Origin of the sequence: Desulfobulbus propionicus DSM 2032 (assembly GCF_000186885.1) — a bacterium.
Taxonomy (GTDB): Bacteria; Desulfobacterota; Desulfobulbia; order Desulfobulbales; family Desulfobulbaceae; genus Desulfobulbus; species Desulfobulbus propionicus.
Genome location: NC_014972.1, coordinates 675,184 through 688,114 on the forward strand (window position 1 = coordinate 675,184; position 12,931 = coordinate 688,114).

Sequence of the window (12,931 nt, forward strand, 5' to 3'; positions counted from 1 at the left end):
AACCACAGAGGTACATGACCATGAAGACATTGATCAATCGGAGAAGGTTTCTGCGGGGCAGTCTGGCTGCCTCGGCCGCGGCAACCGTCTCCCTGGCCAAGAAAACAGACGCCGCGACCTTTGAGGGCTATCCCGACGCCATGGGCGTGCTGGTCGACCTGTCGCGCTGCGTCGGCTGCCGCAGCTGCGAGGCCGCGTGCAACAAGGAGCAGCACCTGCCCGCGCCGGAAAAGCCGTTCAACGATTTTTCGGTCTTCGACGAGCTGCACCACGGTCAGAAGCGACGCACCGACGAGACCCGCTACACGGTGGTCAACCGCTACGACATTCCCGGCAGCGAGCATCCGCTCTTTCGCAAGATCCAGTGCAACCATTGCCTGGAGCCGGCCTGCCTGACCAGCTGTTTCGTCAATGCCTACACCAAGACCCCAGAGGGCGCGGTCGTCTACGACCCCAGCGTGTGCGTGGGCTGCCGGACCTGCATGATCGCCTGCCCCTTCTATATCCCGACCTTCCGCTACTCCAGCGCGTTCAAGCCGCGGATCATGAAGTGCGTCTTCTGCCACGATACCCGCTTGACCAAGGGACTGCCGCCGGCCTGCGTCGAAGCCTGTCCGCAGGAGGCCCTGACCTTCGGCCGCCGTTCCGACCTGGTGGCCATGGGCACGCAGCGCATTCGCGAGAATCCCGGCGCCTATGTCGACCATATCTACGGCGAGCACGAAGCCGGCGGAACCTCCTGGATGTATCTGTCACCGGCGCCCTTCGACCAGGTGGGCATGGACACCTCGGTTCCCAAGGAGCCCATCCTCAACTATGTCAAGGACTTCCTGTCCATCGTCCCCATGGTGCTGACCATCTGGCCGGCCTTGTTTGCCGGGTTCAATCTCCTGGCGACCAGGAAAGACACAATGGAACAACAGAAGAACAACAACGAGGGGGAGGTCTGAGCCATGCACACCTTTATCAACAACAAGCAGGAAATTCCGGTTGTCTCCCATCTCAAGCCGGATGGGGGGGTGTGGACCGTCAAGGAAAAACTCTGGCTGGGCCTGAGCCGCGAGGACTACAAGGCCCAGTTCCTGCGCAACCCGGTCAATTGGGTACTGATCTTCATTTTCGCCATCGGCGTGCCGCTGCTCATCCAGCGCTACCTGTTCGGGCTCGATACCGTCACCCACGCCTCCAACGACTATCCCTGGGGCCTGTTTTTGGGGTTCGGGCTGTTCGGCATGGTGCCCCTGTCCGCCTCGGGGTTTCTGCTGGGCACCACGGTGGAGATTTTCGGCCGCAAGGATTTCGCGCCCATCGAACGGCTGGCCCTGCTCAACGGCCTGCTCGGCTACTTCTTTGCCGTCGTCTATCTTCTGGTCGATTTGGGCATGCCCTGGCGCCTCTACTACCCGATGTTCATCTCGCTCGGGCCGGCGGCGGTGCTCTTCCTCGTGGCCTGGCATGTGGCCACCTACCTGTCGGTGCAGATCGCCGAGGTGTCGTCGGCTTATTTCGAGTGGGTCGGCTGGCTCAAGGGCAAACGATTTGTCAAGTCGATCACCATCGGTCTGACCATCGCCGGCATCATCCTGTCCACCCTGCACCAGGGGGCGTTGGGCGCGCTGTTCACCTACGCGCCCACCAAGGTCCACCCGCTCTGGTTTTCGGCCAACTTTCAGTGGATCCATTTCTTCTGCTCGGCCATCTTCGCCGGCCTGTCCATGGTCATCTGCTCCGCGACCCTGTGCAAGCATTTCATGATCTGGCGCTGCGACCGCCGCTTCCTGGACAACGTCGACCGATGCACTCTCGGGCTGGGCAAGGGATGTGCCTATGCCCTGATCACCTATCTGGTGATCAAGCTGGTCGGGGTGGCGCATGACCAGGATTGGGCCTACCTGCTGACCGGCTGGGGGCAATATTTCCTCCTGGAAATGGCGGTGGCCGTGGTGCTGCCGATGATCCTCTTCGCCTACGGGGTCAAGCACCGGCGCGTGGCCATGGTGCGCTTCGCCGCCCTGATCAGCGTGCTCGGCATTGTCTGGAACCGGCTCAACACCTCGATGATCTGCTTCAACTGGCAGCTCTACCAGGAGATCCCGCATTGGAAGGAGGTGTGGATCACCATCACCATCTTCGCCCTCTATTTCATCGTCTATCGGTTCATTCTCTACCGGTTGCCGATCCTGTATGAATGGCGGGGCGAAAAATGATGTGGCAGGTTGCGGATTCCGGCAGCCCCCTGGCCTCTTCCCGTGCCGGAATCCGTGACCACCTCGGAGGTCTGTCGTGACGTCCCGCAGACAAGGCGCTCGCCGGTGGCCATGGACCGATTGGCCGCTCAACCGGCTGTTTGCCGCCATCACCGTCTCGGTGCTGCTGTTTCTTTCGGCGGTCCTGGTTCTCGGCGTCCGCCAGTATCTGCTCTATCACCAATGCCGCCAGGCGGTGGCTGCGGGCGACCGGCTGCTGTTCCAGTTCACCGCCATCAAGGATCATCTCGACGGCTCCCTGATTGTCGGCGAGGAGGTCAATCTTCATGCCCTTGACGCGGAATTGCAGAGCCTTGAAAAAGAGGTGGGCGCATTGGCGGCCAACATCCTGGTGCCCGAGGGGCTGAAGCGGATGCTGCCCTCCCGGGTGGACCTGGTCGGTCTGGAGGTGCGGCTGCGGGCGGTGCAGGAGAACCGCCCGCAAAAGATCCGGGAAGCGGCGGAACTGGTCCGTTCCCTTGGCGGGATCAATGTCGGCTTGCAGCAGTTTCGCTTTAGCCTGAGTGATCATACGCAAATTATCCTTCTGGGCCTGCACAAGATCATTGCCGGCGCCCTGGGGCTGATCGTGGTCGTGTCCTGTTCGCTGCTGTTCGTGCTCAACCGCCGCCTGGCCGGCCCGATCCTGGCCCTGTGCAGGCTGACCGCCGCCGCTGGCCCGGACGAGGAGGATTCGAGCTGTTCCCTGCACACCCTGACCGATCGCATTCGCCAACTGCTGGACCGGGAGAGGGAACGGGAGCAATCCCCAGCGCCGGCCGCGCCGACCACCCCCGATCAGCTTCGTCTGGCCGCGCTCCGCTACCGGTACGGCGTGACGGGCTGGATCGGCACGGAACTGGCGAGCGAGCTGACCAACCGCATCAACGGGGTGATCAACTACACGCAGGCGCTGATCGATCTCAACGAGCAAGGGAAGGGGGACCGGCAGCAGATGGCTCGGGTCTGCGAGCTGCTGGCCAGCGAGGAAAAGAAGACCGCAGAACTGGTCGGAGCCCTGCAACGGATCTGTCAGTGGCAGCCCGCGCGGACATCAAGCGTCTCCCTGCGCACCCTGTTTCATCTCCTGGGCCTGATTTTCGAGAAATCGCTGCGGGCCGAATCCATTCTCCTCACCCTGCCGGCCGACTGCGATGCCGAGGCCGCGGTCGCCGCCGGCGATCTCTGGCTGGTGGCCCTGACCCTGGTGGAGCAGGGCCGCCGGATCCTGCTCGACGGCATGGCCGATCCGCCCGGGGAAAAACGGCTGCATATCGAATGCAGGAAACAGCCAGGCGAGCGTTTTCGGCTGACACTGCTGTTCACCAACAGCGCCGGTCTGTGGGAGGCCCCCCTGGACCCAGTTTGGCCGTCGCTCTCCTTCTGCACGCATCTGTTGCAGGTGCATGACGCCTCGCTCACCCTGGAAGCCTCCGACGGCGGGACGCTCCTGCTCCTTGAACTGCCGTGCCGCGGTTCCGTGGCATAACGCCGTTTTCATGAAGACGATGACGCCGCACTGTGGTGCGGCGTTTGTTTATTCGTGACGCGAACCCCCCGCCGCCCAACCTGTCCGCCACGCTTCGCAACAGAACCGTGACAGACGCGCCACAGCATTGGCAGCCGCACGCCACGGTCTTGTGGCCGCCATGGTGTGGTGCCACATAAGCGTGGTGGCGCAATGCCTGCCAGCCGTCGGGGGATTTGAGAAAAAATTGTATTTATATCGGATTGTTGGACGTTGTGGTTGATTTTTCGTTCACAAGAGATCTTCCTGGCATCGCGGGTGCACTGTCAAGGGCAAAACGAAGTCTATCACCCTCACCACTTCAAGGAGGACACCATGACAACCCAAATTATCAACAAGAACGAGACCAAGACCGATGTCGCCCAGGAAACGTCCAAATTCACCGTGCGGATCGTGATGACCATGGCCGGCCTGATTGGCATCTGGGCGTTGGCCTGCCTGATTGGCGGCTTGGCCAGCGGCGGGGTCGGCAATCTGATTCAAGGATACATCAGTACGATTATTGGGCACTGATTTTGACACATCTAAACGGTTCAAGGAGAAAAACAATGTCTGACAACAAAAGCAGCAAACGTGTATCGGCCATCATGCTGGGATTGGGCACCATCGTGGTTTTGTGGGTGGTGGCGGCCTTTGTCGGCGCCCTGCACCACACCAACTGGCAGTTCGGCGAATTGGCCCGGCAGTACATGTTGGCCACCGGGATGATGAAGTCGTTGCACACCGCGGTCGATTTTTACACCCATATCAAGGGCATCGAATATCTGATCTGCGTGGCCTTCTTCGTCGCCTTCCCCATCTTCTTCAAGTATGTCAACAAGGAGAAGCGCACCGTGCCGGTGAGCAAGTAGAAGCAGGCAGGGTTCGGGGAGCCATGGCGGTTTCCCGAACAAGACGGAAAGCCCCATCCCTCCGCGGGGATGGGGCTTTTCTTCGTGTAGAGGGCGGGAGGCGTGGGAATGGCGGCACGCGGCGTTTTTTTTGTCGCCCGTCCCTGGGTAGAATGGAGCGCACGATTTTGCCTTGAAGTGCGCGGGTGTTCGAGGTATGACTCTCCCCGTTTTTTCGATTATCGATCCTGGGCAGGGATCAAGGAAACCATCGAGGTTCGGCGCAATGGCCACAATATATGTCGTCCTATCGTTGACAGGGTAACACGAGCACGGCCACGCCGTGCATAGGCCTGTTGTCTGCTCGCTGCCCCTTCCTTCAGCAGATTTCTCCCTTCATTTTCAATCAGCCCGCGCCATCGGCAACCGATGCGCGCGTCGAGTGCAATTCGAACGAGAAACCGCACTGGTGTGCGGCCGCGCTTGCAACGGGCTGACTGGTCTATTCAATCAAAGACAAAGGAACACACATGTCGATCATCACAATCGCAAGAGGCTCATACAGCCGTGGCAAGGAGGTCGCCGAGAGACTGGCGAAGAAATTGGGATACGAATGCATTTCCCGCGATATCCTGCTTGAAGCCTCCGAGGAATTCAATATTCCTGAAATGAAACTGGTGCGCATGCTCCATGATTGCCCCAAGATTCTTGATCGGCTGTTCGACGGGCCCGAGCGCTATGTCGCCTACTACCGGTCGGCCCTGCTGCAGCATGCTCGTAACGACAATATCGTCTACCATGGCCTGGCCGGCCATTTCTTTCTCAAGGACATCCCCCATGTGCTCAAAATCAGGATCAACGCCGATATGGAGAGCCGGGTGCGGGAGGAAATGAAGCGGGAGAACATTTCGGCCGAGGAGGCGCTTGCCGTCCTGAAGAAAGACGATGAGGAGCGGCGGAAATGGAGCCTGGAGGTCTACGGCACGGACACGTGGGATAGCCGCCTGTACGACATGGTCATCAATATCAGCACGCTGACGCTTGAGGACGCGGTCGACATCATCCACGGCGTGTTGCAAAAACCGACCTTCCAGTCAACGGTTGCGTCCCGAAAGTTGGTTGCCGACCTGGCGATCGCGGCAAAAAAACGAGCGGAGATCGTGAAGGCCAAGGGGAAAATCGAAACCGAGGTGATCTGATGCACGATCGGCTCGTGGCGCGTCCGAGCGCACCACGAGCCGTTGCCCTGTCCCGGTCGGCGGACGGCGGCGGCAACAGGCCGCCCGTCTCGGGGCTGTTCATTCCTCCAGGATGAACTTCCAGGCGCAGAACCAGTTGTCCGGGTGGTCATCCGGCGGGCAGCCGACGCATTCGGTCTTGATGCGGGGATCAATGGTCTGGGCAAAGGTGGGGTATTCGACCATGCCCGCCGACTTGCACGGATAATCGGCCAGGCCCTTGCGCTTGCGCGCCGCCTGCACCCGACAGTTGTTCATGTAGAAGATGATGCAGTGGTCGTTGACCTCCTCGATCGACTGCTCGTTGATGAAGGCGTACATCCGCAGGCCCAGCGCCCTTTTCAGCGCCGGGATGCCGCCGGCCTCGGGCAGGTCGAGCAGTTTTTTGATCCGCGCCGCCTCGAAGGGGGAAAAGCGGGTCCAGCAGGTGTCGTTGCACCGTTTGGCGTCGCCCATGCCGAACCGGTTCTCCACCGCCTGGAACCAGATACCGTCGTTGGCCAGCCAGTTGATGCTCAACTTTTCGATCAGATCGGCCAGCACCTCCTTGGGCAGGGTCTTCAACACGGCGGGAATGCCCCCCTCGGTGGGAAAATCCAGGGTCTTGCCCAACCGGTCGAGCTGATTGCCCACGCTGGCCTGCCAGACATCGTCCTCCACGGCCAGGGCCTTCTCCAGGCCCACCTGATGCTCCACCTCGGCGAACCAGGCGCCATAGTGGACAATAATCCGGCGAAAGCCGTCCATCACCATCCGCACCAGCAGATCCTGATCAGCCTGTTCGAGTATCACCTTGCCACTGCTCATCCGTGCTCCTCCTTGGTTGCTGTTGTTCTTGCAGAACGCCACTCTTTACCTTCACCGACACTACTTGAATTTTAGCCCGAGCGCATCCGCATCCTCACGCAGTCCCGGCAGGGAAGGGGCGGGCGGCCCGACCGATGCGCCCGGCGGAAGGCGGCATAGGGCGGCGCATGCCAGAGGGCCGCAAAAGATTGCTCGGCGACCGAACCAAAGACGAGGGGATGAAAGGGAGTTTCTTGGCCGGCGGTCCAAACATGGGCGCCGGCGGCGAGCGGCAGATGGGTGTAGACGCAGGGCGAAAGGCTGCCGTCAACAGCGATAACCGCAGCTTTGTCGATGTTTTCGGAGCAGTCGCCCTTGCCGGACGGCGATGTTCCCGAATCGCCACCCAAGCCGGCTGCCGGCCGGGCCAGCCAGGCATGGATGGGCAGGCTCAGCCCGGCACCGGCCGCGATCACCGCGTCCAATCGCTGTCGCAGGGCGGCATATTCCACCTCGTTGGCCGGGACAATCGCCTCGCCGAGCAGACCGTGATCGGCCACCAGGTCCAGGGTACTGATCACCACCTGCCCGATGCCCCGCCCGGCGAGCAAGGCAGGCAGGGCTTCCACGTCGTCCAGCCGGGAGCGGAGCAGCAGATAGGCGATATGAATGGCTGGCGTGTCCGAGGTCAGCGCATGCTTGAGTCGGTCGAGCCGTTCGATTGCCGCCAGGACCTGGCGCACACTGGTTCCACGGCGGATACGGTCGTTTTCCTGGTCAATGCCGGCCAGGGACAAGGCGACCACGTCCACCTGGGAGGCAATCAGGCGGCGGCAGCATTCCTCGGTCAGCAGCAGGCCGTTGGTGGTGGTGCCGACCGCGCAGCCGGCGGCCTTGGCCTGGTCGACGAAATCAAAAAAGGCGGGATGGGTCAGGGGTTCGCCCCAGCCCTGGAGATAGAGCAGGCGGGTTGTGGCGAGCAGCGGCCGCAGGGCGGCGAAGAGCTCGGGCGCGAGCAGCCGATTCTGCCAGCGGGAGGCGTAGCAGGTCCGCGGACAGTACAGGCAGGCGGCGTTGCAGTGGGTGCTGATTTCCACCTGCAGCCAGTCGAGCCGGGGCGGGCGGTGAAACGGCCAGGGCCAGCGCATGGTCCCCCGTGCGCTCAGCAATCGGGCGGAACGAAAAGAGGGGGTGTGGCCCCAGCTGTTCCGGCCTGGTCAAACAAGAGGGTCATGCCCGCCATGCCCGGCCGGCAGCGGACGCCGAAGGCATCCTTCAGGGCGCGCACGGCCTGTTCGCCGGTGCAGTGGCAGGGAAGGAGCAATTCCGGTTGCAGTGGGCGCAGGGCCTGGATGGTCTGGCTCAGGCGCCGCCGGTCGGCGTTGAGCAGATGGAAGCCGCCGATCACCGCCCGGATGGGCAGACCGTCATTGAGTCGCCGCACCTGCTGGAGGGTGTTGATCAGGCCCGCATGGGCGCAGCCGACGCAAACGACCAGGCCCTTGCCGGTGCGCACCCACAGGGCCAGGTCGTCGTCCACCGGGTCCGGCCGGTGGCCTGCCTGGTCGAGATAAAAAGGACCGCCGGTCTCTTCATAGGCGGTTTCGCGGGCGATGGGGCCGGTCAAGCCGACGATGCCGTCGAGCATGGTTGGTTGCTGCACCCAGTGCACCTGTTCCTGGGGATGACGGTCCAGGGCGGCCATGGCGTCACGCGGCATCTGCAGGGGCTTGGCGATCCGGTTGCGGATGGCGTAACGGGGATTGACCGCGGCCGGATGGCAGTGGAGTTGCAGGGCGCGCGACTGGCGCAGAACCGGAGCCAGGCCGCCGCTGTGATCGTAATGGCCGTGACTGAGCACCAGGTGATCGGCGCTGGTCGGATCGATGCCCAGGGCCGGGCCATTGTGCAGCAGGGCCGCCCCCTGACCGGTGTCGAACAGAATGCGCCTGCCGCCGGTTTCCAGCCACAGGGCCAGGCCGTGCTCGGCCATGAGGCCGGCCCCGGCCTCGTTGTCGACCACGATGGTAAGTTGGAGGTGTTGGCGCGGGCCATCAAAGCTCATGGTTGTTCTCGCCGCATGAATTTGCCTTCGCCCCGGGCCATGCGTTGTTCGCCGCACCGTATCTCTGCCTGGAGATGATAGAGCGGCGGGCAGGCGAAGAGCAGGCGGGCACGGAGTTCGAGGGGGGTGTCGCAGGCAACCGGATGGAGAAATCGAACGCGCAGATCGCCGGTCACCGCCTGGATGCCGTGATGCAGCAGCCAATGGGTCATGGCCGCGTCCAGCAGGGAGGCAAGGACGCCGCCGTGGACGATGTTATCGTACCCCTGCAGCTCGGTTCCCGCCACAACGAATGTTCGCACCTCGTCCGCTTTGGTCGGTTCGAAGGAAAGACGCCAGGAGCGGGGATGCAACGTGCCGCACAGCAGGCAGTGCTCATGCCCCCGCAGGACCTCGGCCGGAGGCAGCCGGCCGAGAACGGACTCTTCCACGATTTTCATGGCGTCGTGGCCTGGTACTCGCGGCGGCCCAGCTGTTGGGCGGTGGTCTCGTCGACCTCGTCCTGCCAGCCGTTGCGGGTGGCGGCAATACGGTCGAACTTGGCGGTGTAGGGTTTGATGTCCAACAGCGGCGTGTGGTCGAGGATATCCACGCCATCCAGGTGGAGCACGTTGCCTTCGATCCGGAGCAGTTCGACGATGCTCAGGCCGATGGCGTTGGGCCGGCAGGGGGCGCGGGTGGCAAAGATGCCGCGCTCGATGTCCTGAAGAAAGGGCTTGACGATCAGCTGGGCTGGTTCCGCCCGGTGAAAATGGAAGAGCAGGTAGAGATGGGAAAATCCCTCCAGGTCTTGCAAGCCTTGGGCGAACGGGGGGAAAAGCTCGACCCGGCCCTGACAGCCCTTGGCGTAGGCGGGCTGGATCGGCGTCTGCTTGGCCACGGTGTGTTCGCTGCGAATCACTCCGATGGGAAAATAGGTGAACCCTTGATCGCTCATGGTCGATGCCTCCGGCCGGGGCCGCCGTCGCCCGTCAAGGGTTCTGTTCCGTCTCCTCGCGGCATTATCGCGTCCTCCTGTGGATGAAAGGCAATCCAAGATTGCCGTCAACGATGGCGGGACGACGTCCCGCCTTGCTCTTTTTTATGTTGAAGCAAGGGGGATGCCAAGTCGATACCCCTGGACAAGAGTGGCTAAGGGCTTGCTTCTGTGTATGCATGGAGGATTGGTCGTGCGGCGGGATAGCGCGAGGTGGCGGTTGTGCGACTGTTAACGATGCAATACGGTCGCGCGAGCGCTACTGTTTGAGGGCACGGGAAGATCGCGCGCCCCGTCCCTGGCAGGGCGCGTTGCGTCTGGCCCTCAGCGCGCCGGGCGATCGGTTCGCGGATGTTCGGCGGCCGACAGGTGGGCGCGGAGCAACAGTCGAGCCACCTCCTCGGGATTGCGCAGGTCGATACCGTTATCGGTGGGTGTGGCGTTCGCGCGACCGACGGCGGTACCGGCCCAGGCCTCGGCTTGACGGGGGTACTCCTTGCCCAGGGCGTCCAGGTTGTGGCTGGCCACCAGTTCCGGAAATTCGACCAGCACGTCGTAGGGGCCGGGCCGGGACATCACCTTGGCAAGGATGGCGATCAGGTCGAGGAGGAACAGGGTGCCGAAGACGATGGTGAACTGGAACAGGGCCGCCATCCACTTGTAGCGCTGGACAAGGGGGTGGGCGTCGTTGCCTGTTTCGGGAACAAAGATCACCTTGAACAGACCGATGGTCTCCTCCATGGGGTCAAAGCGGCCCTCGGCCTTGGCGTGGTAGCTCTTGAGCACCGGATCGAAGCGCAGCTTGTGGCTGGCCAGTTGCTCGTCGTGTTCCTGTTCCGCGCGGGTGATCGCCTGGGTGAGTTTGTCGATCCGTTCCTTGCGTTCCCTGGCCTCGCCGAGCAGCGCCGCCTGGCGGTCGGCATCCAGCTGGGCCAGCGCCTGGTGGGGGGAATCGGCGGGATCGATCGCGGCCGCGCGTGCAAGCAGCTGCTCGTAGCGCTGCCGCGCCGCCTGCTCCGCCTTGGAGAGCAGCTCGAGATCGCGCGCCAGTTCATTGTATTTGGCGCCCTGGCCAGGCTTGCCGGTTCCGCCGCGCTCGCCGGCCAGCCGGCCCCGGGCCTCGTCCTTGAGATCCTGCTCGACCTGGCGGATGCGGGCCGAGAGCCCTTTCCACTCGGTCAGGGCCGCGGCTGTTTCCTGGTCAAGGGCCTGCCGGCGGCCGCGGGCGCTGTCCTCCTGCTGGCGAACGGCCTGCTTGGCCAGCTCCTCGGCGAACAGCTTGGGATCGGTGGGGCCAACGGCCCGTTCCCTGGCCAGCTGCGCCCGCAGCTCGCCAATGCGGGCGCCGTCGCGGGTTTCGAGGGCCAGGCGTTCCGTGCGCTCCGCGGTTTGCAGCTCGTTGAGCCGTGCGCGGTACTCGCCCTGGAGCCGTTCGCTGATCGCCCCCTGGTACTGTTCCAGGCAGAAGGGAAAGGCGATGGCCACGCTGATCACCCCGGCCAAGCCGATGCGGAAGCAGACCTGTACCATTTTGTGCCGCCAGGGCTGAAAGGGCCGGTAGGTGGCCAGGAGGATGCGGTCGACGTTCATGATGACAAAGGCCCAGACCAGGGCAAGGAACAGGGCCAGGAGGGGCCGGGGCGACGCGAAGCGGCTGGAGGCGTACAGATACATGCCGAAAAAGGCAAGCAGGGTCGGGATCAGCACCGAGGAGCCAAGGATGGCGACCCGCTCGCGTTCGCTTTCCGGCAGCTGCTCGAGGGTGGCCGTGCGTGCTCCGGCCAGCCAGTAGAGGAGGGCCAACGGCCAGCTCCAGCGGCCTGTTTGCCGGGTCGGTCGGTCGGTCAATCGTTTCAGGTGATCAAGAGGGGTGTTCAGGTCCATGAGATTCGGTATCCTTGAGGCCTCCCCTGGCAGGGAGGCGCGGGGTCGGTGGTGATGACGGCGCGCGGCCGGGGCGGTGTTTGCCCGCCACGGATCGGTCAGCGGCAGGCGGCGAAGAGGGGGAAAGGATACCCAAAAATCGGTTTTTTTGCGAGAAGAATAACGAAAGTGAAATTAGCGCCCGGTTTTCTTGACGATAATTCCCTGGAAAAATCCCCGTCGGACTCGTACAATGCCGACCAGCAACCCCTGTTTTTCCGGCCCGGCCCACCCGCCCGGCCGAAACCGCTCAGCAAAGGAACGCCCGTGAAAATCGTCAACATCCTTGGCAGTCCGCGAAAAAACGGCACCAGCGCCCGCATTGCCCGGGCCTTCACCGAAACCGCCGCCACCTACGGCGCGACGATCACCGAGTATCCGCTCAACAGCATGCACTACCGGGGCTGCCAGGGCTGCGAAGGCTGCCACACCCGCTCCGAGCGTTGCGTGCTGCTCGACGACGTGACCGCGGTGCTTGACGACCTCCACCGGGCCGATATCGTCGTTTTTTCCGCGCCGGTCTATTTCGGCGACACCTGCGGCCAGTTCAAGTCCTTTTACGATCGGATGTGGTCGTTGATCCGCACCGACGCCGGCGAGGACGAGCGCGGCAGCCGTCTGCTGCCGGGCAAGACCGCGGTGCTCATCCTCACCCATGTCGATGCCGCCGGCGCGCATGACGATGTGGTTCAACGCTATACCCTCCATCTGGAGCTGTTCGGCTTCGAGGTGCGGCCCCTCGTCGCCACCGGCCTTCGCCTGCAGTCCAGCGCCGATGTGGATGCCCAGTTGAGCGCGGCGGCCGCCCTGGCGCGCGAACTGGTACGCGCCGGCTAGCCCCCCGGCCGCGCGGCGCCAAGGGCGTGAAAAAGGGCATCGCCCACGGCGAGGATGTCCCGGCCGTAGCGGGCAAAGGCGCTCAGTCGCCGGCGCAGCTGCGGGTAGGCCGCCAGGGGGAGATCGCCCCGGGCGCAGAGGGCGAGGAGCAGCATCAGGGTGTTGTAATAGCCCAGCCCCAGCCGCCGGGCGGCGAGCAGCACCTGCCGATCTTCCGACAGCACGGGCAGATGCAGCAGGGATGCGCTCCGGCAGACCGCCTGGTCCGTGGTCCCGGTCGGGGCGGTCGCAAGCAGGGTGGCACCGGCGATTTCGCCGCCGAATTCGGCGATGACCTGGGGAATGAGCACCAGCTGAACGCAACCGGCCACGCGGGGCAGCAGCTCCAGTCGTTCCAGGTAGATGAGGGTGGAGGTATCGACGACTCCGCCCGCAAGTCCCCGCAGTGCCGCCAGCAATTTGTCCGTATCGACCATGCCAAAGCTCCGGTTCAGTGGTTCAG

At 63.3% G+C, this 12,931-nt stretch carries 14 protein-coding genes; 7 read left to right on the top strand and 7 right to left on the bottom strand.

Annotated elements, in window-relative coordinates:
* The first annotated feature begins 20 nt into the window (after nucleotides 1–20).
* The 6 genes from DESPR_RS03060 to DESPR_RS03085 all read left to right on the top strand — a co-directional run bounded on the left by DESPR_RS03060 (nucleotide 21) and on the right by DESPR_RS03085 (nucleotide 5,803).
* Entirely contained in the window at nucleotides 21–950 is a 930-nt protein-coding gene (locus DESPR_RS03060; protein WP_015723347.1) for a 4Fe-4S dicluster domain-containing protein, read from the top strand.
* A gap of 3 nt (nucleotides 951–953) precedes the next feature.
* Nucleotides 954–2,207, top strand: a complete 1,254-nt coding sequence (locus DESPR_RS03065; RefSeq protein WP_015723348.1) for a polysulfide reductase NrfD family protein — start codon at nucleotides 954–956, stop codon at nucleotides 2,205–2,207.
* A gap of 76 nt (nucleotides 2,208–2,283) precedes the next feature.
* A complete protein-coding gene (locus DESPR_RS03070) occupies nucleotides 2,284–3,735 on the top strand; it encodes a hypothetical protein (protein ID WP_015723349.1) in 1,452 nt (483 codons plus the stop codon).
* Between the two features lie 354 nt (nucleotides 3,736–4,089).
* Nucleotides 4,090–4,287, top strand: coding sequence for a hypothetical protein (locus DESPR_RS03075; protein WP_015723350.1), 198 nt, complete (start codon nucleotides 4,090–4,092; stop codon nucleotides 4,285–4,287).
* A 35-nt stretch (nucleotides 4,288–4,322) separates the two neighbouring features.
* Nucleotides 4,323–4,625, top strand: coding sequence for a hypothetical protein (locus tag DESPR_RS03080; protein ID WP_015723351.1), 303 nt, complete (start codon nucleotides 4,323–4,325; stop codon nucleotides 4,623–4,625).
* 509 nt (nucleotides 4,626–5,134) lie between these two features.
* Entirely contained in the window at nucleotides 5,135–5,803 is a 669-nt protein-coding gene (locus DESPR_RS03085; RefSeq protein ID WP_015723352.1) for a cytidylate kinase-like family protein, read from the top strand.
* A gap of 99 nt (nucleotides 5,804–5,902) precedes the next feature.
* Here DESPR_RS03085 and DESPR_RS03090 read toward each other — a convergent pair whose 3' ends face one another.
* The 6 genes from DESPR_RS03090 to DESPR_RS03115 form a co-directional block, all read right to left on the bottom strand.
* The gene (locus tag DESPR_RS03090; RefSeq protein WP_015723353.1) at nucleotides 5,903–6,649 is read right to left on the bottom strand and encodes a DUF6125 family protein; all 747 of its coding nucleotides are present in this window, start codon (nucleotides 6,647–6,649) and stop codon (nucleotides 5,903–5,905) included.
* A gap of 71 nt (nucleotides 6,650–6,720) precedes the next feature.
* Complete coding sequence (locus tag DESPR_RS03095; protein ID WP_015723354.1) at nucleotides 6,721–7,776, bottom strand: radical SAM/SPASM domain-containing protein; 1,056 nt, start codon at nucleotides 7,774–7,776, stop codon at nucleotides 6,721–6,723.
* A gap of 14 nt (nucleotides 7,777–7,790) precedes the next feature.
* Nucleotides 7,791–8,693: an MBL fold metallo-hydrolase gene (locus tag DESPR_RS03100; RefSeq protein WP_015723355.1), complete on the bottom strand. Its 903-nt coding sequence runs from the start codon at nucleotides 8,691–8,693 to the stop codon at nucleotides 7,791–7,793.
* Nucleotides 8,690–9,133, bottom strand: coding sequence for a PaaI family thioesterase (locus tag DESPR_RS03105; RefSeq protein ID WP_015723356.1), 444 nt, complete (start codon nucleotides 9,131–9,133; stop codon nucleotides 8,690–8,692). The genes DESPR_RS03100 and DESPR_RS03105 overlap by 4 nt, the downstream gene beginning before the upstream one ends.
* A complete protein-coding gene (tsaA, locus tag DESPR_RS03110) occupies nucleotides 9,130–9,630 on the bottom strand; it encodes a tRNA (N6-threonylcarbamoyladenosine(37)-N6)-methyltransferase TrmO (protein ID WP_015723357.1) in 501 nt (166 codons plus the stop codon). Before tsaA ends, DESPR_RS03105 begins: the two co-directional genes overlap by 4 nt.
* A 363-nt stretch (nucleotides 9,631–9,993) precedes the next feature.
* Nucleotides 9,994–11,553, bottom strand: a complete 1,560-nt coding sequence (locus DESPR_RS03115; RefSeq protein ID WP_015723358.1) for a DUF4407 domain-containing protein — start codon at nucleotides 11,551–11,553, stop codon at nucleotides 9,994–9,996.
* A 168-nt stretch (nucleotides 11,554–11,721) separates the two neighbouring features.
* On the opposite strand from DESPR_RS03115, the gene DESPR_RS03120 reads away from it, so the two are divergent.
* Nucleotides 11,722–12,429 carry a flavodoxin family protein gene (locus DESPR_RS03120; RefSeq protein ID WP_052302045.1) on the top strand — a complete coding sequence of 236 codons (708 nt, stop codon included), beginning with the start codon at nucleotides 11,722–11,724 and terminating at the stop codon, nucleotides 12,427–12,429.
* Here DESPR_RS03120 and DESPR_RS03125 read toward each other — a convergent pair.
* Nucleotides 12,426–12,905, bottom strand: a complete 480-nt coding sequence (locus tag DESPR_RS03125) for a hypothetical protein (RefSeq protein ID WP_015723360.1) — start codon at nucleotides 12,903–12,905, stop codon at nucleotides 12,426–12,428. The genes DESPR_RS03120 and DESPR_RS03125 overlap by 4 nt on opposite strands.
* Between the last annotated feature and the right edge of the window lie 26 nt (nucleotides 12,906–12,931).

Excerpts from the sequence above, each read along its gene's own strand:
- DESPR_RS03060 (WP_015723347.1), top strand. The coding sequence starts at position 21 with ATGAAGACATTGATCAATCGGAGAAGGTTTCTGCGGGGCAGTCTGGCT.
- DESPR_RS03065 (WP_015723348.1), top strand. The coding sequence starts at position 954 with ATGCACACCTTTATCAACAACAAGCAGGAAATTCCGGTTGTCTCCCAT.
- DESPR_RS03075 (WP_015723350.1), top strand. The coding sequence starts at position 4,090 with ATGACAACCCAAATTATCAACAAGAACGAGACCAAGACCGATGTCGCC.
- DESPR_RS03080 (WP_015723351.1), top strand. The coding sequence starts at position 4,323 with ATGTCTGACAACAAAAGCAGCAAACGTGTATCGGCCATCATGCTGGGA.
- DESPR_RS03085 (WP_015723352.1), top strand. The coding sequence starts at position 5,135 with ATGTCGATCATCACAATCGCAAGAGGCTCATACAGCCGTGGCAAGGAG.
- DESPR_RS03090 (WP_015723353.1), bottom strand. The coding sequence starts at position 6,649 with ATGAGCAGTGGCAAGGTGATACTCGAACAGGCTGATCAGGATCTGCTG.
- DESPR_RS03095 (WP_015723354.1), bottom strand. The coding sequence starts at position 7,776 with ATGCGCTGGCCCTGGCCGTTTCACCGCCCGCCCCGGCTCGACTGGCTG.
- DESPR_RS03100 (WP_015723355.1), bottom strand. The coding sequence starts at position 8,693 with ATGAGCTTTGATGGCCCGCGCCAACACCTCCAACTTACCATCGTGGTC.
- DESPR_RS03105 (WP_015723356.1), bottom strand. The coding sequence starts at position 9,133 with ATGAAAATCGTGGAAGAGTCCGTTCTCGGCCGGCTGCCTCCGGCCGAG.
- tsaA (WP_015723357.1), bottom strand. The coding sequence starts at position 9,630 with ATGAGCGATCAAGGGTTCACCTATTTTCCCATCGGAGTGATTCGCAGC.
- DESPR_RS03115 (WP_015723358.1), bottom strand. The coding sequence starts at position 11,553 with ATGGACCTGAACACCCCTCTTGATCACCTGAAACGATTGACCGACCGA.
- DESPR_RS03125 (WP_015723360.1), bottom strand. The coding sequence starts at position 12,905 with ATGGTCGATACGGACAAATTGCTGGCGGCACTGCGGGGACTTGCGGGC.